Source organism: Cobetia sp. PDI-12MA (assembly GCF_059507695.1).
On record NZ_CM183351.1, the window covers coordinates 3378977 to 3404336 of the forward strand.

At 63.7% G+C, this 25360-nt stretch carries 18 protein-coding genes; 6 read left to right on the top strand and 12 right to left on the bottom strand.

Features of this window, described 5'->3' with window-relative positions:
- Positions 1-17: 17 nt before the first annotated feature.
- Both dprA and AC5WNI_RS14315 read right to left on the bottom strand, forming a co-directional pair.
- Positions 18-1298: a DNA-processing protein DprA gene (dprA, locus tag AC5WNI_RS14310; protein WP_282627729.1), complete on the bottom strand. Its 1281-nt coding sequence runs from the start codon at positions 1296-1298 to the stop codon at positions 18-20.
- 101 nt (positions 1299-1399) lie between these two features.
- Positions 1400-2452 (bottom strand): LysM peptidoglycan-binding domain-containing protein, encoded by a 1053-nt coding sequence (locus AC5WNI_RS14315; protein WP_175089128.1) that lies wholly within the window; start codon positions 2450-2452, stop codon positions 1400-1402.
- A 254-nt stretch (positions 2453-2706) separates the two neighbouring features.
- Between AC5WNI_RS14315 and def the strand changes: the two genes are divergently transcribed.
- From def to AC5WNI_RS14340, 5 genes are all read left to right on the top strand, one after another.
- Positions 2707-3216, top strand: coding sequence for a peptide deformylase (gene def, locus AC5WNI_RS14320; RefSeq protein WP_043333797.1), 510 nt, complete (start codon positions 2707-2709; stop codon positions 3214-3216).
- A gap of 185 nt (positions 3217-3401) precedes the next feature.
- Positions 3402-4406 carry a methionyl-tRNA formyltransferase gene (gene fmt, locus AC5WNI_RS14325; protein WP_175089127.1) on the top strand — a complete coding sequence of 335 codons (1005 nt, stop codon included), beginning with the start codon at positions 3402-3404 and terminating at the stop codon, positions 4404-4406.
- A complete protein-coding gene (gene rsmB, locus AC5WNI_RS14330) occupies positions 4403-5854 on the top strand; it encodes a 16S rRNA (cytosine(967)-C(5))-methyltransferase RsmB (protein ID WP_175089126.1) in 1452 nt (483 codons plus the stop codon). Before fmt ends, rsmB begins: the two co-directional genes overlap by 4 nt.
- 160 nt (positions 5855-6014) lie before the next feature.
- A complete protein-coding gene (gene trkA, locus AC5WNI_RS14335) occupies positions 6015-7388 on the top strand; it encodes a Trk system potassium transporter TrkA (protein WP_175089125.1) in 1374 nt (457 codons plus the stop codon).
- An 88-nt stretch (positions 7389-7476) separates the two neighbouring features.
- A complete protein-coding gene (locus AC5WNI_RS14340) occupies positions 7477-8925 on the top strand; it encodes a TrkH family potassium uptake protein (protein WP_043333794.1) in 1449 nt (482 codons plus the stop codon).
- Positions 8926-9014: 89 nt separating this feature from the next.
- Here the strand turns inward: AC5WNI_RS14340 and AC5WNI_RS14345 are convergent, their stop codons facing one another.
- From AC5WNI_RS14345 to AC5WNI_RS14390, 10 genes are all read right to left on the bottom strand, one after another.
- On the bottom strand, positions 9015-9926 hold the full coding sequence (locus tag AC5WNI_RS14345) for a tRNA-uridine aminocarboxypropyltransferase (protein ID WP_175089124.1): 912 nt from the start codon (positions 9924-9926) through the stop codon (positions 9015-9017).
- Positions 9927-10025: 99 nt separating this feature from the next.
- A complete protein-coding gene (locus AC5WNI_RS14350; protein WP_175089123.1) occupies positions 10026-10970 on the bottom strand; it encodes a bile acid:sodium symporter family protein in 945 nt (314 codons plus the stop codon).
- An 82-nt stretch (positions 10971-11052) separates the two neighbouring features.
- A complete protein-coding gene (locus AC5WNI_RS14355) occupies positions 11053-11802 on the bottom strand; it encodes an SIR2 family NAD-dependent protein deacylase (RefSeq protein WP_175089122.1) in 750 nt (249 codons plus the stop codon).
- 54 nt (positions 11803-11856) lie between these two features.
- Positions 11857-13635, bottom strand: a complete 1779-nt coding sequence (gene aceK / locus AC5WNI_RS14360; RefSeq protein WP_175089121.1) for a bifunctional isocitrate dehydrogenase kinase/phosphatase — start codon at positions 13633-13635, stop codon at positions 11857-11859.
- A gap of 218 nt (positions 13636-13853) precedes the next feature.
- Positions 13854-14819 carry a tRNA 2-thiocytidine(32) synthetase TtcA gene (gene ttcA, locus AC5WNI_RS14365; RefSeq protein WP_175089120.1) on the bottom strand — a complete coding sequence of 322 codons (966 nt, stop codon included), beginning with the start codon at positions 14817-14819 and terminating at the stop codon, positions 13854-13856.
- Positions 14820-15028: 209 nt separating this feature from the next.
- A complete protein-coding gene (locus AC5WNI_RS14370; RefSeq protein ID WP_175089119.1) occupies positions 15029-15250 on the bottom strand; it encodes a hypothetical protein in 222 nt (73 codons plus the stop codon).
- Positions 15251-15758: 508 nt separating this feature from the next.
- Positions 15759-16403 carry a 3'-5' exonuclease gene (locus AC5WNI_RS14375; protein ID WP_175089118.1) on the bottom strand — a complete coding sequence of 215 codons (645 nt, stop codon included), beginning with the start codon at positions 16401-16403 and terminating at the stop codon, positions 15759-15761.
- Between the two features lie 28 nt (positions 16404-16431).
- The gene (locus AC5WNI_RS14380; RefSeq protein WP_487885993.1) at positions 16432-18396 is read right to left on the bottom strand and encodes a DUF294 nucleotidyltransferase-like domain-containing protein; all 1965 of its coding nucleotides are present in this window, start codon (positions 18394-18396) and stop codon (positions 16432-16434) included.
- A gap of 152 nt (positions 18397-18548) precedes the next feature.
- Positions 18549-20351 (bottom strand): sodium:solute symporter family protein, encoded by a 1803-nt coding sequence (locus AC5WNI_RS14385; protein ID WP_175089117.1) that lies wholly within the window; start codon positions 20349-20351, stop codon positions 18549-18551.
- A 90-nt stretch (positions 20352-20441) separates the two neighbouring features.
- Positions 20442-20699: a DUF4212 domain-containing protein gene (locus AC5WNI_RS14390; RefSeq protein WP_043333789.1), complete on the bottom strand. Its 258-nt coding sequence runs from the start codon at positions 20697-20699 to the stop codon at positions 20442-20444.
- Positions 20700-21252: 553 nt separating this feature from the next.
- Between AC5WNI_RS14390 and AC5WNI_RS14395 the strand changes: the two genes are divergently transcribed.
- Positions 21253-25251, top strand: coding sequence for a NahK/ErcS family hybrid sensor histidine kinase/response regulator (locus AC5WNI_RS14395; RefSeq protein ID WP_285461602.1), 3999 nt, complete (start codon positions 21253-21255; stop codon positions 25249-25251).
- Positions 25252-25360 lie beyond the last annotated feature (109 nt).

Consider the following 25360-nt stretch of genomic DNA (forward strand, 5'->3'; position numbering starts at 1 on the left):
GACCTTGGCTAAGAACCTCAGAGCCGCTTCCAGCCACCCGGCGCCTGCATGACTCGCCCCTCGAGCTCCAGTTCCAGCAACTGCATGCTCAGCTCGCTGACCGAGGTGCCACTCAGCTCGACCAGCTTGTCCAGCGCCAGTGGCACCGCCCCCAGAAAGCATAGCGGCGCCGCCTCCTGACTCACAGGCGGCGTGGCTGCCTGCAAGACTGGCATCTCGAGCGATGGCAGGGGCAGTGACGATTCAGCGTCGCGGGTGGCTGAACGATTAGCTGAGCGAGGGGTTGAGAGTGAGCCCGTAAAGACGGCAGCGGACTGTGTGGATGACGCCACCCTGGCCTGCGCTGACGGCGGCTCGGTCGAGTGCGCCGGCAGCAGGTGCTCGAGCTCCGCCAGCATGTCATCGACGTCGCGTACCAGCGTCGCCCCCTGACGGATCAGCTCCAGACAACCGCTGGCGGTGATGTCATCGATGCGTCCCGGCAGCGCGAACACCTCGCGATTCTGCTCCATCGCCAGCCGGGCACTGACCAGTGAGCCACTGCGCAGCGTGGCTTCGACCACCAGCACGCCAAGTGACAGACCGGTGATCAGCCGATTGCGGCGTGGGAAATGACGCGCATGCGCGCCGGTGCCAGGCGGGTGCTCCGAGAGCAGCAGGCCGCCACCCTCCAGCAGCCGTTGGCGAAGGTGATGATGCTGGGCGGGATAGACCACATCGACCCCACAACCGAGCACCGCCAGCGTCGAGGGACTGGCCGCATAGTCGTGTGCGCCGAGGCGCGCTGACGCCGCAAGGGCCCCCTGATGCGCCGCGGCATCGACCCCGAGTGCCAGCCCACTGGCGACACTCCAGCCACGAGAGATCAGCTCAGCCGCGAAGTCATGCGCATGCCGCAGGCCTGCCTGGCTCGCCTTGCGCGCGCCGACGATAGCCAGCATGGGCAACTCAAGCAGCGACTGCCGCCCCAGCGCCCAGAGCGCCAACGGCGGGTCCGGCAGGGTATCAAGCATGGCTGGCCACTCGGGGTCAGCGGGGGTGAGCAGGTGATAGCCCTGCGCCGGCGCATGCCAGGCAAGGTCTGTCATCACCTGCTGATAGAGCGGCGAGGATTCGGGGCGCTCGCACCAAAGGCGCAGCGGTGCCGCCAGGCGTGGCGGCAGTACGGCCAGCCAGCCCTGCGGCCAGTCGGCCCGCTCACGCAGCTTGGCCGCGGTATGCGTGCCAAAGCCCGGCAGGCGCGCCAGAAAGACGAAATCCGCCCGCGAGGGGCCGCGTTGTTCGACATCGATCGACACGCCACACCTCCCGAGCGGATTATTGACTCTCTCTGGTTGTTCGCTTCAGCACCACAAGGCGTTTCACCACGCCGATGCTTGCGGGTGACAGAGGCTTTCGATCAGCCGTGGGGCTCCAGCAGCTTGTCACCGACGCTCAAGGGACGTGCTGCCTGCATCACCAGCGCGTAGCTGACCTTGTCGTAGATGCGAAATACCATCACCAGGCCACCTTCCTCACCGGGCAGGGTGATCGGCTCACCGGTCACGGGGTCGGTGATCGTCTCGCCACGGCGCTCGATACCGAAGACGTACCCCGGCTGGACGCCTTCACGGCTGCCGCGGTTGAGCGCCACGATGTCATTGCGACCGATGTTGCGCAGTCCATCGGGGGCCGCGAGAATGACGCCGCCCACATCTTCTTCGGGCGGCTGCGGCTGAAAGCTGGTGGTGATCGCACCACCGTCCGCCGGCAGCAACAGATCACCATTGAGAATCTCGCGATTGGCCGACAGCACGCGCAGCACGCCGATATCACCTTCGCGGCGCTCAAGCTTGATGTCGCCGATGCTGATCATCTCCAGCCCCAGAAACTCCTGGGTGTCCGGGTCCAGATAGCGCTGCCCCTTGCGGTAGACGCTGTAGGTGTCATTGGAGGACCAGTTGCCGCGGGCATAGATGGTATCGCCGGCGCCGCTGATCAGGCGGGTGTCATCCCCGGCCACGATATAGGGCGCATCGGTGAGCAGCGCCGGGTCAATCACGCGATGCTCTTTCAGGAAGGCCGAGATCTTCTCCAGCGGAATCGGCGGCACCGCCTCGCGCTTGGGAATCTTGCGAATCTGGGGAGACAGCTTGACGACACCACCCTGGCCGCGCTCCAGGCGCAGACGTGGCTCACCATTCTCGTAGTAGAGCGAGATGCGATCGCCCGGATAGATCAGGTGCGGATTCTTTATCTGCGGATTGGCGCGCCAGACTTCCGGCCACAGCCAGGGCTCACGCAGAAAGCGTCCGGAGATGTCCCAGAGCGTATCGCCACGCACCACCACATAGGTGGAAGGTACGTCATCACGCACGGTTGCTGCCTGTGCCAGCGACATCCCTGCACTTGCCCCCAGCGTCGCCATGCCGAGGAGTGCCGTTAAGACGGCATTGCCGACCAGTCGTTTCATGCCCATTCCTGCGTCCCTTGCGTTATTGCCACCCATCGCTCGGTGGTGATGGTCTTGTTCTGAACTCCGCACCGCGCAGACCCGCTCTGCCCCGCGCCTGGTGGCTGCTGCCCCTGCCCATCGCCATGTCATATCAATCCTGACTATTGCCGCGATAGTAGCAGCATTGACGGCATTCGGTTCCGTTCCTCGCTTGCGCACACTACAATATCAGGCAAATCCTTTCTGACAGCACAACGGTAATTACACCAGCCATGGCCAAACGCGAAATCCTTGAATTCCCTGATGAGCGTCTGCGCAACGTTGCCGCCCCGATCGACACGATCGACGCCGAGCTGCAGACCCTGATCGACGACATGATCGAGACCATGTATGACGCCCGTGGCATCGGCCTCGCCGCGTCACAGGTCGACGAGCATCGCCGTCTCATCGTCATTGACGTCAGCGAAGATCAGTCCCAGCCGCTGGTGCTGATCAACCCGGAATACACCCCGATCGGTGATGAACAGCAACCGATGCAGGAAGGCTGCCTGTCGATTCCTGAATATTATGCCGAAGTCCCGCGCTATCTGAAGGTACGGCTCAAGGCTCAGGACCGCAATGGCGATGCCTACGAACTGGAAGCCGATGGGCTGCTGGCACATTGCATCCAGCACGAGCACGACCACCTGCAAGGCAAGCTGTTCGTCGACTACCTCTCCCCGCTCAAGCGTGATCGGGTGATGAAGAAGATGCAGAAACGCCACAAGCTGCAAGAAGCCTGATCCCTCACGCTCGGCCACACGGCCGATATTGAGCGCATGGCGGCACCGCACGAAGGCCGAGGGGATGCCCTCGGCCTTCGTGCGGTTACGGGTCCATCAGCCGCGCCTGTCGCGCTGAGCGTCCTGCCGCAACCGTCAGCACCTTGAGCACCGCCGCCTCCGTGCTCCTACATGAGTCATAGCACATGTCGAAAGCCCTGCGCATCGCCTTTGCCGGCACCCCCGATTTCGCCGCCGAATGTCTGTCCGCCCTGCTGGGCAGTCGCCACGAGATCATCAGTGTCCACACCCAGCCTGATCGCCCCTCCGGCCGTGGTCGCAAGCTGACTCCGGGCCCCGTCAAGCAGCTGGCACTCCAGCATGATATCCCTGTCCATCAGCCGCTCAACTTCAAGGACGAGTCCGATCGCCAGATTCTGCGCGACCTCGAGGCCGACATCATGGTGGTGGTGGCCTACGGGCTGATCCTGCCGCAGGCGGTGCTCGATATCCCGCGTCTGGGCTGTCTGAACATCCACGCCTCTCTGCTGCCGCGCTGGCGCGGTGCCGCGCCGATCCAGCGTGCCATCGAAGCCGGTGACAGCGAATCCGGCGTCACCATCATGCAGATGGATGCCGGCCTGGACACCGGTGACATGCTGCTGATCCGCCGTACTCCGATCACTGCCAGCACCACCGGTGGCGAGCTGCACGATGCGCTGGCGGCCCAGGGTGGCGAGGCCATCGTCACGGCCCTCGACGCCATCGCCGCTGGCGAACTGCCCGCGACCCGCCAGCCGGAAGACGGCGTGACCTACGCCGCCAAGCTCTCCAAGGCCGAGGCCGAGCTCGATTTCACCCGCCCTGCCGCCGAGCTGGACGCGCGCATCCGCGCCTTCAATCCGTGGCCGGTAGCCTGGACACGCCTTGCGGGCGAACCGCTGCGCCTGTGGATTTCTCGCACCAGCGAGCAACGCCTCGCGGACAGCGTGACGCCCGGCACCCTGCTGGCGCCCGGCAAGGACTGCCTGCGCATCGCCTGCGGTGATGGCCATGAGGTGCTCGAGATCACCAGCGCCCAGCTGCCCGGCGCCAAGCCGCTGTCCGTCAAGGACCTGTTCAATTCCCGTGCTGCGCGCTTCCCCGAGGGCCTCGTCCTCGGCGCAGATCACGCCCCAGATACCGATTCCCAGACCGAGACTTCCGCATGAGCCAGTCAGACAACCCGTCCTCCAAGGGCAACGGCAAGAAGCGCAACTCCCTGCCGCCGGCCCGCAGCAAGGGCGGCGCTCAGAAGCATGGCGGCGCCCGTCGCAAGCCTGACAATGCACCGGCCTCGCCAGGCGCTGCGGTGCGTGTCGCGGCCGCGCGGACGCTGGCCCCGGTGCTGGCCGCGCGCACCTCGCTGAACCTGGACAGCCTGCCGTCTGGCGTCGCCGGGCGTGATCAGGGGCTCTACAAGGCACTGTGCTTCGGCGTCTGCCGTCAGCTGCCGCGTCTGGATGCCTTGGCGGGCAAGCTGCTGAAGTCCTCCTTCAAGTCACAGGATCAGGACATCCATGCCCTGCTGCTGCTCGGCCTCTATCAGCTTCTGTACATGCGCATCGCCCCGCACGCTGCCGTCGGTGAGACCGCAGGCGCCGCCCGTGGTCTGGGCAAGAGCTGGGCCACCGGCGTTCTCAACGCCTGCCTGCGTCGCTTCCAGCGCGAGCAGGAAGCGCTGGAAGCCGAGGTCGACAAGGACCCCGCCGTCGCCCTGTCCCACCCCCAGTGGTTGCTGGATACCTTCCAGCGCAACTGGCCGGACGACTGGCAGGCCATCGCCGAGGCCAACAACGCCCAGGCGCCGATGACACTGCGCGTCAATGTCTCCGCCATCAGCCGCGATGACTACCTCGCCCAGCTGGCGGAAGCCGAGATCGAGGGCGTGGCCTGCCCGTTCGCCGAGCACGGCATCACCCTGACCAGCGCCTGCGATGTCAGCGCCCTGCCAGGCTTCGAAGAAGGTCTGGTCAGCGTGCAGGATGAAGCGGCACAGCTGGCCGGTCAGCTGCTGGCACCGGCCGTCACGGCCATCAACGCCGAAGGGGAAGGCGTGCGCCTGCTGGATGCCTGCACCGCGCCGGGCGGCAAGCTGGCGGACATGCTGGAGCGTTTCCCGGGCCTGGACGCCACCGCCATCGACATAGACGGCGAGCGCCTCGAGCGCGTGGAAGAGACGCTGGAGCGTCTGGAGCTGGGTGCCGGCGTCGTGTGTGCCGATGCCAGCGAACGCGACTGGTGGGACGGCGAAGCCTTCGACGTCATCCTGCTCGACGCGCCCTGCTCCGGCAGTGGCGTCATCCGTCGTCACCCGGACATCAAGCTGCTGCGTCGCCCGAACGACATCGGCGATCTGGCGCGCCTGCAGGGCAAGCTGCTGGCCAATCTGTGGGGCATGCTCAAGCCCGGCGGCACCCTGGTCTACGGCACCTGCTCCATCATCACCCAGGAAAACGCCCGCGTGATGGACCGCTTCCTGGCCGCGACACCGGACGCCAAGGCCGAGACCATCAAGGCCGACTGGGGCCGTGTCTCCGGTGCTGGCCGTCAGATGCTGCCGCAGGTCAATGGCCACGACGGCTTCTACCTGGCCCACATCACCAAGGCCAGCGCCTGATCACAGCCAGGCGAGCCGTGTCGGCGCGACGTCCGTGATGACATGAGACGCCACGCCTGACATTCCCGGACAGCCGCGCCCCGACTCTCGGGGCGCGGCTGTCTTCCGTCCTGGCACTGGTTTATCCTGTGCCGACTGAGCAACAGCGGACGAGCCGGACATGAAAATCATCATTCTGGGTGCAGGTCAGGTCGGCGGAACGCTCGCCGAACATCTGGCCCATGAAGAAAATGACATCACGGTGGTGGATACCGACAGCGAACGGCTGCGCGAGCTGCACAACCGACTCGACATCCGCACGGTCACGGGGCCGGCGAGCTATCCGCAGATCCTGCGGCAGGCGGGTGGCGAGGATGCCGACATGCTGATCGCGGTGACCAACTCTGACGAGGTCAACATGATCGCCTGTCAGATCGCCCATAGCCTGTTCCACACGCCGACCAAGATCGCGCGTGTGCGCTCGACCGCCTATCTGACCCGCAAGGGCCTGTTCTCGCACGACGCCATCCCGGTCGACGTACTGATCAGCCCCGAGCAGGTGGTGACGGACCACATCCGCCGCCTGATCGAGTACCCCGGCGCCTTGCAGGTGCTCGACTTCGCCAATGGCGTCGCCCAGCTGGTCGCGGTAAAGGCCTATTACGGCGGGCCGCTGGTCGGTCAGGAGCTCGGTTTCCTGCGTCGTCACATGCCCAACGTGGATACCCGCGTCGCCGCCATCTATCGTCGCAACCGTCCGATCATCCCGCGCGGTGACACCGTGATCGAAGCCGATGATGAGGTGTTCTTCATCGCGGCACGCAAGGACATCCGTACCGTGATGGGCGAGCTGCGACGCGTCGATCGCAACTTCCGCCGTGTGGTGATCGCCGGTGGCGGCCATATCGGTGAGCGTCTGGCCGAGACGCTGGAGCACAGCCATCAGGTCAAGATCATCGAGCACTCGCTGGCGCGTTGCACCAACCTCTCCGAGCGCCTCGATCGCACCGTGGTCCTGCACGGCAGCGCCACCTCCAAGCGTCTGCTGCTGGAGGAGAACATCGAGGATTGCGACATCTTCTGCGCGCTGACCAACGACGACGAGGTCAACATCATGTCGTCGATGCTGGCCAAGCGACTCGGTGCCAAGAAGGTGCTGACGCTGATCAACAACGCGGCCTACGTGGACCTGGTGCAGGGCGGCGAGATCGACATCGCCATCTCACCCCAGCAGGCGACCATCGGCGGGCTGCTGACCCACGTGCGCAAGGGTGACATCGTCAATGTCCATTCGCTGCGCCGTGGTGCGGCGGAGGCCATCGAGGCCATCGCCCACGGCGATGAGCGTTCCTCCAAGGTGGTAGGTCGGCGCATAGAGAATATCAACCTGCCGGAGGGCACCACCATCGGTGCCGTGGTACGCGGCAAGGAAGTGCTGGTGGCGCATCATGACCTGGTGGTGGAGTCCAACGACCACGTCATCCTGTTCGTGGTCGACAAGCGTCGCATCCGCGAGGTGGAGCGTCTGTTCCAGGTCGGGTTGACCTTCTTCTGATGCCGGCCTCAATGACTACCGCCCCGCACCCGCACCGACTGTCACTCGGTGGCCTCGCCACGCTGCGCCTCTCTCAGGGAGGCGCCGCATGAGTCTACGCGTGATCTCTCGCATCCTCGGTATCCTGCTGATGCTGTTCAGCCTGACGCTGGTGCCGCCGATGCTGATCTCGAGGGTCTTCGAGGACGACACCCTGAGCGCCTTCGCCGTGGCAATGGGCATCACCCTGCTGACCGGTTTCGCGCTCTTCTACCCCAATCGGCATGCCCGCAAGGAATTGCGCAACCGCGATGGCTTCCTGATCACGGTGCTGTTCTGGACCGTGCTGGGAGCCTTCGGCTCGCTGCCCTTCCTGCTCGCCGAAGACCCGAACCTGACCATCATCGATGCCATGTTCGAGTCGTTCTCGGGACTCACCACCACCGGCGCCACGGTGATGACGGGACTCGATCTGCTGCCTCACTCCATCCTCTACTACCGCCAGCAGCTGCAATGGCTGGGCGGCATGGGGATCGTGGTGCTGGCGGTGGCGATCCTGCCGACACTCGGCATCGGCGGCATGCAGCTCTACCGCACCGAGATTCCCGGCCCGCTGAAGGACTCCAAATTGACGCCGCGCATCACCGAGACGGCCAAGGCGCTGTGGTACATCTACGCCGCGCTGACGCTGGTGTGCTTCGCCAGTTACTGGGCGGCCGGCATGAGCTGGTTCGATGCCCTGGGCCACAGCTTCTCGACCGTCGCGGTCGGCGGCTTCTCGACCCACGATGCCAGTATCGGCTACTTCGATTCCGCCAGCATCGAGATGATCTGCGTGTTCTTCATGGTGGTGTCCTCGATCAGCTTCGGCCTGCACTTCGCCGCCTGGCGCGAGGGTCGCATCAGTCATTATCTGCGCGACCCGGAGACGCGCTTCTTCCTGATCCTGCTGCTGATCCTGACCTGCGTCACCATCGCCGGCCTGCTGCTCACCGGCAGCTACGATGACAGCAAGGCGCTGCGCCACGGCCTGTTCGAGGCCGTCTCGGTCGCCACCACCACCGGCTTCGGTGTCGCCGATTTCACCGGCTGGCCGGGCGTCTTGCCGATGATGCTGTTCATCGCCGCCTTCATCGGCGCCTGTTCCGGGTCCGCCGGTGGCGGCATGAAGGTCATCCGCATCCTGCTGATCCTCAAGCAGGGCGTGCGCGAGATCCATCGTCTGATCCACCCCAATGCCATCCTGTCGGTCAAGGTCGGCAAGATGCGCATCTCCGAGGGTGTGGCTGAGGCGGTATGGGGCTTCTTCTCCGTGTACCTGATGCTGTTCGTGCTGATGATGCTGGGCATGCTGGCCACCGGGCTTGACCAGGTGACGGCGTGGTCTGCGGTCGGCTCGGCGCTCAACAACCTGGGGCCGGGACTGGGTGAGGTCGCGACCCACTACGGCGATATCCCGGGGGCCGCCAAGGGCATCCTGATCCTCGCCATGCTGCTGGGGCGTCTGGAGATCTTCACCATCCTGGTGCTGTTCACGCCGGCCTTCTGGCGGCGCTGACAGCCGCCAGAAGGCCGGGAGCGGCGCCCTGAATACAAACGCCCCCGTCGGAGCACTCCGACGGGGGCGTTTGTATTGCATTGCTTCGACTATGACTCGCCGGTAGTGGCGTCACGGCGCGCCAGCAGGCGGCGCATCGGCGCGGTCGGCTCCAGCACATAGTGGATACGACTGGCACGATAGCAGTCGTTGAAGGCATCGAAGTAATCATCCAGCACGCTGGCCGCCTCCTCCTCTCCGGCCTGACGCAACAGCTCCGCCGCCACCTCCGCCGTACACAGATGTGATTGGGACGCCGGTTTGCGCAGGTGATAGCGCGTCAGACGCGTGGTGTGCAATGGCAACACCGGCAAGCCGTCCAGATACGGACTCTTTCGGAAGATGCGCCGAGCCTGACGCCAGGTACCATCCAGCAGGATGAACACCGGAACGCGCGCCTCGCCGCTGGCAGTATGCGTCGCCACATCGGCGCCGACGCCGGCGATGGCATTCACGTCGACCACGCGGTCGGCGTAGTCGGGCTGGTCATCCGGGAAGATGATGAAGGGCTGATAGCGCTCATCTTCCAGCAGCGCCAGCAGGCGCGGGTCCGGCTCGACGCGATACCAGCTGAAGACCTCGGTGCCCGCCAGCACATCCGAGATCAGACGCCCGGTATTGGTCGGCTTGTAATGTTCCAGCGGATGGGTGATCAGCCAGAACTTGATCCGCGATTCGGCGGTGACCTGATACGGACACAGGCAATTGAGCCTGGGCAGACGGCACGCCTCACAGCGAATCACCTGACTGCCACGTGCCTTGAACTCGCGGCGTGGATGCCGCCCGTGCCACGCCTCAGGCTCGCCACTGGGCAGCGTGGTGATGCCACTGCCTTCGCCTGGCGCGACGGTATCGGTTGCCACAGCGTCGCCATCGACGCTGGAGACGACAGCGGAAACAGAGTGAGGCGCACAGGCGGCGATATCGTCGCCATCAGCCGGCGGGGGGCGGGAATCACACATGATGAGCAGTCAGAACCAAAGAAAAAGGGACGCGCATTCTAGCATGCGCGTCCCTTTCTCCCATTCTTCTGTCGCAACTCAGGCTGCCGATTCGCGGGATCAGACCTCGTAGCGGTGCTTGCTGCCGGTCACGAACCTGGGCGGACGACGCTTCCAGTAGCCTGCCAGCAGCGACCCCGAGACGTTGTGCCAGATTGAGAAGATCGCCCCCGGCAGCGCCGCCGTGGCGGAGAAGAACTGACTGGCCAGTGACGCCGCCAGGCCGGAGTTCTGCATACCGACCTCGATGGCGATGGTGCGCGAAGTGCGTTCATCCAGCCCGAACAGACGCGACAGGCCATAGCCTGCGCTCAGGCCGATGGCATTGTGTGCCACGACCGCCAGCGCGACCAGCGGGCCCAGCGTGGCGAGGCGCCCGACGTTGAGCGAGACCACGATGGCGATGATCAGCACGATGGCCAACATGGCCAGACTCGCCAGTGCCGACTCCCACTCGCGGATCAGATCTCGCGCGAAGTGGTGCACGACCACGCCGAGCACGATGGGGGCGACCACCAGCTTGGCGATGCTCAGCAGCATGCCGCTGACCGGCACGTTGATATCGGTGCCCAGCAGCCACCAGGTCAGCAGCGGCGTCATCACGATGGAGAGCAGCGTCGAGGCCATGGTCATCGAGACCGATAGCGCCACATGTCCGCCGGCCAGCCAGGTCATCACGTTGGAGGAGGTCCCCCCTGCCGTGGCGCCGACCAGCACCATGCCCACCGCCAGCGCCGGGTCCAGCCCCAGCAGGCGTGCGATCAGGAAGGCGGCCAGCGGCATCACGCTATATTGCAGCAGCAATCCGAGCGCGATCGGGCCGGGGCGACGTGCCACGCGTATGAAGTCGTCACGCGACAGGGTCAGGCCCATGGCGAACATGATCAGCGCCAGCAGAGGCTGAATGGTGCCCTTGAGCGCCACGAACGGCGTCGGAGCCACCACGGCGATGCCGGCAAATACCAGCGCCCACAAGGGGAAGAAACGATTCAGCGTCTCGAACATGCTTTTCACTTTTCGGTCGCCCGGGGCATCGATTTCCCGGAAATTGCTGGCCCGCCTCCCATGGCAGGCCTGAAGGCGCGCATCATAACGTATCAGGCAGCCCCAGGTGGCCCTGATACAACCAATGGCGCACAAGCCTCGGTACCGCCTGACCGGCACTTTCGGCCAGCGGCAGCACGCCGGGCTCGGCCAATTCATCGGCATTGGGGTCTACCAGCACGATGGGGGCGTCCAGCGGAGCTGCTGCATAGAGGTTGGACGCCGGCATGACCTTGAGCGAGGTGCCGACGATCAACAGCAGATCCGCCTCGGCGGCGATCTCCTCGGCGACCGTATAGAGCGGCACCGCCTCACCGAACCACACCACGTCAGGACGCAGCTGACTGCCCTTGTCACACAGGTCCCCGAGGCGAATGCCGCCACGCGGCAAGGGATAGCGCAGGCCGTGGTCGACGCTGGAGCGCGCCTTGAGAATCTCGCCATGCAGGTGCACGACCTCGCGCGAGCCTGCTCGCTCGTGGAGGTCGTCGATGTTCTGGGTGATGACCGAGACGCGAAAGCCGTGCTGCTCCAGCTCAGCCAGCGCCTTGTGGGCCGCGTTGGGCCTGGCGCGACGCACCTGGATGCGGCGATCATCGTAGAAGCGCAGCACCTGCTGGGGGTCACGTCGGAATGCCTGCGGCGTCGCGATATCTTCCAGACGATGCTCTTCCCACAGGCCATCCTCGGCGCGGAAGGTGCGCAGGCCGCTCTCGGCACTGATGCCGGCGCCACTCAACACGACCAGATGGCGTCCATGGCGTGCACCGGGGTCCTTGAAGCCTTCACTCATCTAGCACTCTCTCTGGCGTTGGACAGGTTCGAACAGCGGGCATGGCGACCACACTCAGTCATCGATGAAGTCCTGACTGCGATCGACTCCAAAGCGACGCTTGTTGCGATAGGGATAGACATCGATCACGCGCCCTTGCGCGATGGCGTCCTGCAGGCCACGCCACCAGCTGGCCTGGAAGATCTCGGGATGCAGCTCGTAGAACAGCTTGCGCAGCTGGAGGTCGGCAAACAGGAAGGGGCCGAACTCCTCGGGGAAGATGTCGTTGGGCCCCACCGAATACCAGGGCTCGCTGGCCAGTTCCTGCTCAGGGTAACGTGCCTCGGGAATCTCACGGAAGTTGCACTCGGTCAGGTAGCTGATCTCGTCGTAGTCATAGAAGACCACCCGCCCGTGGCGCGTGACGCCGAAGTTCTTGAGCAACATGTCGCCGGGGAAGATATCAGCGGCAGCCAGCTGCTTGATCGCATTGCCATAATCATTGAGCACCGCGCGGGTTTCCTCGGCGTCACACTCCTCGAGATACAGGTTGAGCGGCGTCATCATGCGCTCGGTATAGCAGTGTCGGATCAGCACCTTGTTGCCGCGCAGGCTGATCGAGGAACTGCACACCTCCAGCAGCTCTTCGAGACAGGCCGGGTCGAAGTGGTCCTTGCCGACGGTGAAGTTCGAGAATTCCTGCGTATCGGCCAGTCGCCCGACACGATCATGGCGTTTGACCAGACGGTACTTCTCGCGCACCTGATCACGACTCATGTCCTTGCCGGGGGCGAAGCGGTCCTTGATCAGCTTGAACACCAGCCGGTAACTGGGCAGCACGAAGACCGCCATCACCATGCCGCGCACGCCGGGCGCGATGATGAACCGATCGGAGCGACTCGCCACATGCTGGTTGAGGCCGCGGAACAGCTCGGTCTTGCCATGCTTGTAGAAGCCGATGGCGGCGTACAGCTCGCCGATGGGCTTCTCGGGCATCAGGGTCTGCAGGAACCCGACCACCTCGCTGGGCACTTCGATCTCGACCTGGAAGTAGGCCCGCGTGAAGGAGAAGATGATCGAGACCTCCTCCGGCTCGATGATCACGGTGTCCAGATAGACGCCATCGCGCTCGGTATGCAGCACCGGCAACACCAGCGGCAGGGTCTGGCCACCTCCCTCGATGCGCCCGACCAGATAGGCGCCCTTGTTGCGATAGAAGACGCTGCGCAGCATCTCGAAGGCAGCGTCCGGCGCATCGCGCACCGCCTCAGGCAGCGTCGCGAGCAACATCTCGGCGCCCAGCGTCACATCGCGCCCCTGGTGCTCGAAGGCGATCCCCAGCGGCGCCTCGTTGAGCACGGATTCGAGTGCACCGGCCCAGCCACCCTCGACCGGAACACGATGGCTGATGCTCAAGCCGGAATGGCGTGCCGGCCCCTGGCGGGATGGCGAGACGAACATCCAGTCATCGCGGATGTGGCGATGGGAAAACACGCTGCAGAAGATGGAGTTGTAGAAGGTCTCGGCCAGCTTGTAATCGAGGCGTTGATCGATCAGCGCCATGTACTGCCGCTTGGCCTCGCCCCACAGGGTGCACTCGCACAGGCGGTGGGGCTCGAAAGCACGTTCCAGCCGCTCCATGGTGGCAGCTACCTTCTCGTCATAGAGGTTGATGCGCGCGGCAGAGGCCTGCTGTGCCTCACGCCAGTCGGCCTCGATGAAGCGGCGCCGCGCATCACTGGAAATCTGCTTGAAGCGTGATCGATATTCATCAAACCCATGCAACACGGTCGCCGCCAGTCGCTGGCCCTGCTGGCCATTGCCGCGCTCGTCACTGTCCACATCATTGTCCATCGCCGCCTCCCTGCCCTTCAGTCACCTGACATGACCAAAGCATGCGGACTGTCGCGCCAGCAAGCGAGACGACAATGGTCGCGGGCCTTCAACCCTGACTCACGCCAGGTGTGCCAGCCATCAACGCCGAGAGGGAGAGTGACCGCCTGAAATGCAGAACGCCACCCCGCAAGCGAGGTGGCGTTCATGATGTCTGACGATGGCCAGTCGAGTGTGGCTTACAGCTCATGCCCCAGCGAGGCCGCCGAGCCGGCCAGCGGCTTGACGCGGCGCTCGGCCTCGAACAGATCATCGGCCATGCCGGCCTGCTCGGAACTCATGTCCAATGCATCGATGCGCGATGCCTGGAAGCGGTCACGCTGCTCATCCAGGCCGGCGAAATCGAACAGGTCGCGGTCTGCCAGATGTGAAGGCGCCACCGAGGTGACGGCATGGAACATCGTTTCCAGCCGCCCCGGATGCTTCTTCTCCCAGTCCTGCAGCATCTCCTTGACCACCTGACGCTGCAGATTCTCCTGCGAGCCGCACAGGTTGCAGGGGATGATAGGAAACTCGCGCGCGCTGGAATAGGCCTCGATATCGGACTCACGGCAGTAGGCCAGCGGGCGAATCACGATATGGCGCTGGTCATCGGAGAGCAGCTTGGGCGGCATCGTCTTGAGCTTGCCACCGAAGAACATGTTCAGGAACAGCGTCTCGAGGATGTCATCGCGGTGGTGGCCGAGGGCGATCTTGGTCGCGCCGATCTCGGTGGCGAAGCCATACAGCGAGCCGCGACGCAGACGCGAGCACAGCCCGCAGGTCGTCTTGCCCTCCGGCACCTTCTCCTTGACGATGGAATAGGTGTCGCGCTCAAGGATGTGATACTCGACGCCCACCGACTCGAGCCATGCCGGCAGCACATGTTCCGGGAAGCCGGGCTGTTTCTGATCGAGATTCACTGCCACCAGCGTGAACTGCACCGGCGCATTGCGCTGCAGGTTCATCAGGATATCCAGCATGGTGTAGGAATCCTTGCCCCCGGACAGACACACCATCACCTTGTCGCCATCACGGATCATGCCGTAATCGGTGATGGCGTTACCGACATTGCGCCGCAGGCGCTTCTGCAACTTGTTCAGTTCGCGCTTGGCAGTGGCCGCATCAGTGGGGCTGGACGAAAGCTCGCTATCGGGTGTGAACATGGGGCATCAGGCTGGCAGTTTGGAAGGGCGCACAGTCTAGCATTGGCTAGTAGACGGTCACAGAGGCAGCTTGCTTCAGGCGGGGTCTGCCCCTGTCAGACCAAGTGGCGTGGCGCCGACGCAAGATACGCCAACGCCCGCAGTCAGCGGGCGTTGGCGTGTGGCATGCGCCGTGGGGAGCAACGGCGCTTGCAGGAAGACCGCGCAGACTAGAACAGGCGCAGCACTTCCAGATAGCGGATCACCACCCCGCCCAGCATCACGAGGATACCGAAGCGTTGCAGTCTGAATTCAAGCGCAGTGAGCGCAAGCTTGCGTGACCAGAACATCAGCACACCGCGCATGTCCTGAGTCCGGCGGATATAGAGGCCGTAGGCAAGCAGCACGATGGCCAGGCCAAGAATCAACAGTGTATTGGTCGCGATCAGCATGTCGCACCTCGTGGGCAAGTACCCCTGAGTCATAAGGAAGGCAATCGCGGGCGGATGCCTTATCTGAAGCCGGGCCCCGAGCGGATGCCCGAGGCCCGACAGTCATCACCTGGCGCAGTGATGACGATCCTGAAGAGAATGATTCCGTCCTCAGGCCTGACAGAGGCTGGCTGACAGCAGGTCCGTATCACGCATGGCCTTTGCTCGCTGTCGCCGCTTCATTATGGTTATCTAAGCTGCTCGGTCTTGCATCCTGCATGGCTTGGCCGTACTGCTGGCCGGTAGTGCACTGGCGTGTAATCAGAGTCGACCTCTCGCCACAGCGGGCGTGTCGTATGGCTGCCAGTGTGGACAAAGGCAGTGAGCCGGGCCATTGGACATTCCGGCAACAGACCTTGGAATAATAGCCTTGAGGATGATGTCGGCTGACGAGACGTCTGATACCGGGCCTGACACTCATCCAGCGCCTGCCTAGGCCCCTGACATAAGTCCCTGGCATAAGCCCCGCTCAAGCCTGGCTGGCCAGCGAGGGCGACAGCGGGGCCTGCATCAGGCGCTGCGCCATCAGCGCGCTGGTCACGGCGTCCCCCAGCGCGCTGTGACGACCGATCACCGGCACGCCCAGGGCATCTGCCATCGCCTCGAAACGCAGGTCCGGGGCGGCATCCGGCTGCTCATGCTTGCAGCGCCGGGCGTAATCGCGCGCCAGATCATGACGCTGGTTGGGCAGATCAAAGCCGAAGCGTGGCCGCAGATGGCGATTGATCACCGCGACATCGAAGTCGATGCACCAGCCCACCAGCGGACGATTGCCGATGAACTCCAGCAGCTGTCGCAGTGCATCCCCCAGCGCTTCTCCGCCATGCAGATCGATACCGCGCAGGCGATGGATGCGGATCGAGTCGCCCTGCAGCCCTTGCGGACATTGCAGGTAGAGCGACAAGGCGCTGGAGGCATGGATATGGCGCGCATCGAAACGTACCGCCGCCAGCGAGACCAGCTCGGCGTGGCCGACATCGAGACTGGTGGTCTCGCAATCCAGCGCCACACGCTCTCCGCCCCGTTCGGCGGCATGCCAGGGACGAAAGAGCTCGGCGAACTCTCCCTGCGCATGACGACGACGATCACTGGCGCGCCTCAGTTGTTCGAACATGCCACCTCCCCTCGGCCTTGAGGCCGGCTCAGTATTCCAAGTGATAACGATGTGACAGTCGCTGCTTGAAGTCCTTGACCCGGCTCAGGGCATCGCGCAATAGATCACGCTCCAACGAGGACAGTGACTGGGTGATGATCAGGTTGCGACTCCCCGCCTCACGCGCCGCCGCGGTCGTGTCCTGGCCATCATTGCGCGAGTCGCGAGTCCCGCCCGTGCCGTGTTCAGCCTCATCCAGATGGCGCAGCTGCTGGCGCAGACGCAACTCGGCAAACAGCGACAGCGCCTCGGCAAGGTCGGCGCTGTCGCTGGCCTCGATACGCCCATCACTGACCAGCGCCTCAAGCCGCGCGAAGGTACCGGTGGCCATCACTCCACGTTCCAGCGCCATGGTGCGAACGCCATGCACGATGGGGAAGATGCCGCCCTTCTTGATATCGATACCGTGTCGCGGCGAACGCAAGGAGCCGAACAGCGTCAGTGGAGTCGAGAAATGCAGCGCCGGGCGCGCGAAGTGCGACAGCAGCAGTTCATCACGCGTGGCGTGGCGCACAAGGTGTCCGCGCAAGCTGTCGACCAGTGCTTCATTGCCGCCGCTGGCGCGCGCATCGAAGACGATGGCCAGATTCATCAACGCCTCTCCATCGCGCCCGGCGCACCAGCGCGCGATCTTGCCGCGCCAGCGCGACTCGGTGGCGACCCACTCCGGATTGGAGACCATGATATTTCCCGGGCATGGCGGGTAGCCGAGGCCCGCCAGGGCGTCACTGAAGTGCTGCAGGGTGTCCTCGTTATCGGGCCACTGGTGGCCATCGGCGATGATCAGTCCATTGTCCTGATCGGTCTTGAGGATCTGCTCTCCGCGCCCTTCGCTGCCCATCAGCATCAGACAACTCGAGGCGCGGTGTTCCTCCTCCACCAGCATGGCGAAGGTGCGCTCGATCAGGCGCCCGTTGAGCGCACTCAACAGCCCCATCGCATGGCGCATGTGGACTCCCTGCATTGCCAGCGTTCTGACCATTTCCGGCAGACGCGCACTGGCCTGCTCAAGCGCCGCCATGTCAGAGGCGCGCTCGATCTCGAGACTCACCAGCTGACTGCGATTGGAGAAGAACCCCAGCACGTCGGTCAGCTCGATGACACCGACGACCGCCGCGGCAGGCAGAAGGCGCTCCTTGACCACGACTCGCGCGACCCGGTGTCGAGTCATCTGCACCAGCGCCTGGAACAGATATTCCTCCGCCGTGACCGCCACCAGCGCGAAACTGCCCAGCGAGGCGAGCGGATGGCTGGGTGCCAAGCCCTGAATCACCAGCGCATTGAGCAGGTCCGTACGTGTCACCACACCCTGACGCCCCTCGACAGTGATGATCAGGCTGTCCGCCCCCGCCGCCTGCATGGCCTTGACCCCCTGCTCGATACTGGCGCTGGCCGCCAGCTTGAGCGGAGGACGCATGCAGTCCATTACCCGCGCCAGCATGAAACCCGCCTGGTCGCGACTCGCGCCCTGACGGGTGTCACGCTGAGCCGCCAGCAGTCGCGCCTTGTCACTCAGGCTGTGCTGGAAGTACTCGCCGAAGGCAGGACACTCGTCGCACAGCGAGAAGAACAGCTGTGCGGGCAGCTGGTAGCACAGCGTCTCCTGCTCGCAGACGAAGCGGGTACGGCAATGGCCGTTGAGCAGCGTCAGCGCCCCGAACAGGTCCCCCGCGGTGTAATGACCAATGCGCAGACTGACCCAGGCATCCAGCCCCTCGCGCTGCGCCTTGTCGAGCGTAGCGGCGTCCGGCAGTGCCGAATCGGCGGCCAGTTCCGCCACCTCGCCCTTGTGAATGATGTAGACCGCCTCACCGACGGCCCCCGGCACCAGCGGCTGCGCCAGTGCCTCGAAATAGTGAAGATCCACCCCTTCGGCCAATCGTTGCCGAAGTCGCTCACCCAGCAGACTGAACGGCGGCTCCTCGAAATCGATATCCACCAGCGACGCTTGCATGACAGCGACTCCCTTCTGCGCGTGCACCGCTGATCGATGCACGAGCCCTCAAACCACGAGGCCCCGCCTGCAGGTGCAAGACGGGGCTTCGGGAAACGGGGGCCTGTTCGCGCCGATGCTGCGTGCTGCGCGAACAGGCCCTGCTGCCTGAATCAGTGATCCACTGCTGTTCCAGCCCCGCGCGGAACACGGATGTCCTCGACGATATGCTGGATGTGCTCGGGCGGCGGCGGGGTCATCTTGCAGACGATGACCGCGACGACGAAGTTGAGCACCATGCCCAGCGAGCCGATCCCCTCCGGCGACACGCCCAGCAACCAGTTCTCGGCACTGTTGAGTTCCGGCGAGATGAACTTGAAGTAGACGATGTAGCTGAAGGTGAAGACCAGGCCGACCAGCATGCCCGCGATGGCACCTTCCTTGTTCATGCGCTTGGAGAAGATCCCCAGCAGGATGACCGGGAAGAAGCTCGATGCCGCAAGCCCGAAGGCAAAGGCCACTACCTGCGCCACGAAGCCTGGCGGATTGATGCCGAAGTAACCGGCGATCACGATGGCCACGGCCGCCGCCATGCGCGCCGCGATCAGCTCCTGCTTCTCGCTGATGTCTGGCTTGAAGGTCTTCTTGAGCAAGTCATGCGAGATGGCCGATGAGATGACCAGCAACAGACCGGCCGCCGTCGAGAGTGCTGCCGCCACGCCACCCGCCGCCACCAGTGCGATGACCCAGGCCGGCAGGTTGCCGATCTCAGGGTTGGCCAGCACGATGATGTCGCGGTCGATGTAGACCTCGCTCTCATTGTCGGTGGGCGTGTTGCTCACCAGGCGCTGCCCGTGCTCACCGCGTGCCGCCTGACTGTCGGCACTGCCTTCGTAGCTCGGCTTGCCCGCGAAGGGGTCACCGCCACGCATCTGGATGATGCCGTCGCCATTCTTGTCGACCCAGCCGATCAGCCCGGTGTTCTCCCAGTTGTAGAACCAGCCCGGCAGCTCCTCATAGGCCGTCTCGTTGACGGTCTCGACCAGATTGACCCGTGCAAAGGCCCCCACGGCCGGCGCAGTGGTGTAGAGCAAGGCGATGAAGAACAGCGCCCAGCCGGCGGAGATACGCGCATCCTTGACCGTCGGCACCGTGAAGAAGCGCACGATGACGTGGGGAAGGCCCGCCGTACCGCACATCAGCGCGGCCGTGATGAAGAACACATCAATAGTGGACTTGGAACCCTCGGTGTATTCGCGGAAGCCGAGATCCGTCACGACCTGATCCAGTTTCTGGAGCAGATAGACGCCGGTATCGTTGCCTTGTGCGTCCACCAGGGTGCCGCCGAAACCGGTCTGCGGCAGCACATGGCCCGTCATCATGATCGACAGGAAGACGGCCGGTACCAGGAAAGCGAAGATCAACACGCAGTACTGCGCCACCTGGGTGTAGGTGATGCCCTTCATGCCCCCCAGAACGGCATAGAAGAAGACGATTGCCATGCCGATGACGACACCGACATTCACGTCCACCTCGAGGAAACGCGCGAAGACGATACCGGTACCACGCATCTGGCCCGCGACATAGGTGAAGGAAATGAAGATGACGCAGATCACCGCCACGGTGCGTGCGACACTGGAGTAGTAACGGTCACCGACGAAGTCCGGCACCGTGAACTTGCCGAACTTGCGCAGATACGGCGCCAGCAGCATGGCCAGCAACACGTAGCCGCCGGTCCAGCCCATCAGATAGACGGAGGCGTCATAGCCCACGTAGGCGATGATACCCGCCATCGAGATGAACGAGGCCGCCGACATCCAGTCAGCGGCGGTCGCTGCCCCGTTGGCGATGGGGTGAACGCCACCCCCGGCGACATAGAATTCCTTGGTGGAACCGGCTCGCGACCACACCGCGATCCCGATATAGAGCGCAAATGATGCGCCAACGAAGAGATAGGTCAGCAGTTGAACATCCATTGGCAGTGTCCTTGGCGATGTCGATCATATTGTTCTTATTCACACTACGGTGCGTCACGACGAGCGGCCTGTGCCCGGCGTGTCACTGACTCATTGCTCGTGAACATCGAAGCGCTCATCGAGCTTGTTCATCGAACGGGCATACAGAATGATCAGCGCGAGGAAGAAGTAGATCGCCCCCTGTTGCGCAAACCAGAAGCCCAGTTTGAAACCGAAGAACTGGATGTTGTTCAGCACGTCCACCAGCAATATCCCGCATCCATAGGACACCACGAACCAGACCACGAGATAGCCCATGATCAGTTTGATATTGGCGGACCAATACGCCTTGGCATTCGCTTCCTTCATGATGGTGTTCTCGCATTGTTATTGTGATTGGCGAAGTGGAGTGGTTGGTGATCCAGAGATCGATGACCACCCATCAGCGGATGATCCTTTCTCAGCGGTTGATGGGTATTTCCTGCGCTTTTCAGAGCATGACAGGAAACTTGGCGACTCGAATCTGACAGTAGACAAGGCCCTGCAACGTTGCAGGCTGACTTTAGTCGAGAATGTCAGCCACCCCTGATGGAGCAAGGTTGAGAACGATGCAATTCATTTAAAATCAACAAGTTGATTCATATCCTAAAGATGCAATCCCTTGGTCTATTGGCCAAATGGGCGAAGGATGATTGACGAAATCTTCCGCGCGTTGCGCGCATGACATTGGCCGATACCGAAAAATAAGCCCGTTGTGCAGACGCCAATTACGGCTTCTTGACGCCGATCATCGAGGCGTCTGCGTATCAATGGATGACGGAGCATCTCCCTCACGACTCTCATGACGCCGAGTCTGTCATGCACAGTGCTTGGGACTCGTGGCGGGGCTGCGTAGAATGGCGCTTCCAGAGAGGAGAGCGACATGTTCCAGGGTTGGTGGCTGATCGCAGTGGCACTCGCATATATCGCGGTGCTGTTCACGATTGCATGGCGGGGTGATCGCAACGCCAAGAAACACGGGTCGCCGAATCGGCGCCCAGCGGTCTACAGTCTGGGGCTTGCGGTCTACTGCACCAGCTGGACCTTCTACGGCAGCGTCGGGCAGGCCGCGACCAGCGGCTGGAGTTATCTGAGCATCTTCATCGGGCCGATTCTGGCCTGCCTGCTATTCTGGCCGATCCTGCTCAAGATGATTCGGGTCGCCAAGCGCCAGAACATCACCTCGATCGCCGACTTCATCGCCTCGCGCTACGGCAAGACACAGTCGCTGGCGGTGTTCGCCTCGCTGGTGGCCCTGGTCGGCACCCTGCCCTACATCGCCCTGCAGTTGAAGGCCGTCTCGAGTGCCTATCAGGTACTTACCGACACCAGCGATGTCACGCGAACCGCCTGGCTGGGCGATACCGCCTTCTATGTGGCGGCGATCATGGCGCTGTTCGCCATCCTGTTCGGCACCCGCCACACCGACGCCACCGAGCACCATGTCGGCCTGTTGCAGGCGATCGCCTTCGAATCGCTGGTCAAGCTGGTCGCCTTCCTGACCCTGGGCGTCTATGTCACCTGGGGCATGTTCAATGGCCTGGGCGATCTGTTCACCAAGGCCGACACCTATCTGGAGCTGCAACAGCAGCTGGAGACTCAGACCTTCGGCACCGGCTTCTGGGCCCAGACTCTGCTGGCGATGCTGGCGATCTTCTGCCTGCCGCGTCAGTTCCACGTCGCGGTAGTCGAGAACACCCACCACGATGACGCCCGGCGTGCGCGCTGGATGTTCCCGATCTACTTGATCGCCATCTCCTTCTTCGTACTGCCGATCGCCGCCGCCGGTCTGACCATGTTCCCCGATGGTTCGGTATCACCGGACAGCTTCGTGCTGGCGCTGCCGATGGCGGCAGACCAGACCTGGCTGACCCTGTTGACCTTCATCGGCGGCTTCTCCGCCGCCACCGGCATGGTGATCGTCGCCGCCGTCGCGGTCTCGATCATGATCTCCAACGAGATCGTGATTCCGCTGTTGTTCCGCCTGCGCTGGTTCGATACCGAGGCACGCGACTACAGCCATATCGTGTTGCTGGCGCGCCGTCTGACCATCGTGATGATCCTGGCGCTGGCCTACGGCTTCTATCTGCTGATCGCCGAATACAGCACCCTTTCGGCCATCGGCTTGCTGTCGTTTGCCGCCGTCGCCCAGTTCGCGCCCTCACTGATGGGTGGCCTCTACTGGAAGCGCGGCAACCGCCTCGGCGTCATCGTCGGCCTGAATGTCGGCTTCGCGGTCTGGGCCTGGTCCCTGCTCGTGCCGGCACTGGCACAGGCGGGTCTGATGCCGGCCGAGATCGTCAACCAGGGGCCGCTGGGTATCGACTGGCTGTCGCCGCATGGTCTCTTCGGCTTCCGCTTCAATGACCCGCTGACCCACGGCGTGATGCTGTCACTCGGCCTGAACCTGTTCTGCTACATCTTCGTCTCGCAGATGACACCGCAGCGCGTGGTCGAGCGCATCCAGGCCTCGCTGTTCGTCGACAGCGTCGAGACCCGCCAGACCAGCGTCTCGCGCCCCTGGACCGGCTCCACCTCCGTCTCGGACCTGCGCGTCCTATGCGAACGATTCCTGAGCCATGAGCAGGTCGAGCGCGCCTTCGAGGACTACGCGCGCCGTAGCGGCCAGCCGCTGGAGCTGCATGCACGCGCCTCCATCGACCTGATCCAGTTCACCGAACGCTTCCTGGCCTCGGTGCTCGGTGCCTCCTCGGCACGCATCGTCGTCAACTCGGCGCTGCAGGGTCGCGGCATCGGCATCTCGGATGTCATCTCCATCGTCGATGAAGCCTCACAGGTGCTCGAATTCAACCGCGCCCTGCTGCAGGCGACCATCGAGAACATTCACCAGGGAATCAGCGTGGTCGACCAGCACATGCGCCTGGTGGTGTGGAACCAGCGCTACCTGGACATGTTCCGCTTCCCCGACAACCTGATTCGGGTCGGTGCGCCCATCGATCGCATCTTCCGCTACAACGCCCACAACGGCGAATACGGCCCGGGCGACCCCGAAGAGCACGTCGACCAGCTGCTGGATGCCATCCGCAACGGCGAGCCGCACCGCTACGTGCGCTATCGCCAGGATGACAGCGTGATGGAGATCCAGGGTAATCCGATGCCCGGTGGCGGCTTCGTCTACACCTATCAGGACATCACCCAGCAGAAGCGCACCGAAGAGGCGTTGATCCGCTCGGAAAACAACATCCGCATCTATACCGACAACGTGCCGGCGCTGATCGCCTATTTCGACAAGGAGTGTCGCTACCTCTTCACCAACCGTGCCTATGAAGCGGTGATGGGCATCGACCGTACCGCCGTGATCGGCGAGCCCGCCGAAGAGGCGATGCCGGAAGACATCTATCGCCAACGCGCGCCGTGGATGACGCGCGCGCTGTCCGGTGAGCGCGTCTCCTTCGAGATCTCGCTGGAGGCCCCGGAAGGCGGCGTGCGTTACATGCTGGTCACCTATACGCCGCACTTCAGCACCAAGGGCAACATCCTCGGCTTCTTCGCGCTCTATCAGGACATCACCGAGCGACGTCTGGCGGAGATCGCCCTCAAGGAGACCAACGAGAACCTGGAAGAGCGCGTGCGCGTGCGTACCCAGGAGCTGTCACAGGTCAACGAGGCCCTGCGCACCGAGAACCGCGTGCGCGCCGAGGCCGAGCAGGCACTGCGTCAGGCCAAGCAGCTGGCCGAGGATGCCAATGCCTCCAAGACACGCTTTCTGGCCGCGGCCAGCCACGACCTGCTGCAGCCACTGAATGCGGCGCGTCTGTTCACCTCCGCCCTCGCCCAGCAGGTCGAAGGCGAGATGAAGACCACCACCAATCACATCGACAACTCATTGCAGGCCGCCGAGGAACTGCTCAGCACCCTGCTCGACATCTCCAAGCTGGATGCCGGGGCACTGGCGCCACGCCGCAGCGTGTTCCGCCTCTCCGATATCCTCAAGCCGCTCAAGGCCGAGTTCGAGGTGATGGCGGAAGATCGCGGATTGGACCTGAAAGTGGTGATGACGCAGCTGGCGGTGGATTCCGATGGCCAGATGCTCAGACGCATCGTGCAGAACTTCCTCTCCAACGCGGTGCGCTATACCCGCCAGGGCCATGTGCTGCTGGGATGCCGCCGTCTGGGCGATCGCATTCGCATCGAGGTCTGGGACACCGGCCCCGGCATTCCCGAGTCGAAGCTGACCGAGATCTTCCAGGAGTTCCGGCGCCTCGATCAGACCGAGCGCCACAAGGAGAGCGAGAAGGGCCTCGGCCTGGGGCTGTCGATCGCCGAACGCATGAGCCGGGTGCTAGACCACCCGATCACGGTGCGCAGCTGGGTCGGCATCGGCACCGTCTTCGCCGTCAGCGTGCCGATCAGCAAGGAGCTGCCGGCAGCCGAGCTGCCCGATGCCGTCCCAGCTCGCAAGCGCGCCGGCAACAAGCTGACCGGCACTCGCGTCCTGTGCATCGACAACGAGAGCCTGATTCTCGAGGGCATGAAGGCGATGCTGTCCGGCTGGGGTTGCGAGGTGTTCACGGCGACCTCGATCGGCGGCGCCAAGTCGGTGATCCGCAACCTGGATGGTGATCCGGATGCCATCCTCGCCGACTACCACCTCGACAATGAGGTAACTGGCCTGATGGCGCTGGATGCGCTGGATGAACGCCTGGCGGGCTCGGTACCGGGCATCGTGATCACCGCTGACCGCACCGATGAGGTCGCCGAGGAAGTGCGCCGTGCGGGCTATCACCTGCTGCTCAAGCCGGTGCGACCCGCCGCGCTGCGTGCGCTGCTGACGCGCAGCCTGCAGGCCAATCGCGCCGAGAAGCACACCAGTGGCGCGAGCGATGCTCCCGATGCCGCGACGGATGACCCAGCCCCCTGAACAGGTGGGCTGGCCTGTCGCTCTTTAGACCTAGTAGAAGCAAAAAGCCCGCCCTGTCAGCGACAGGGCGGGCTTTTTGTGGCTTGAAGGCGCGACTCTCGAGGAGAGC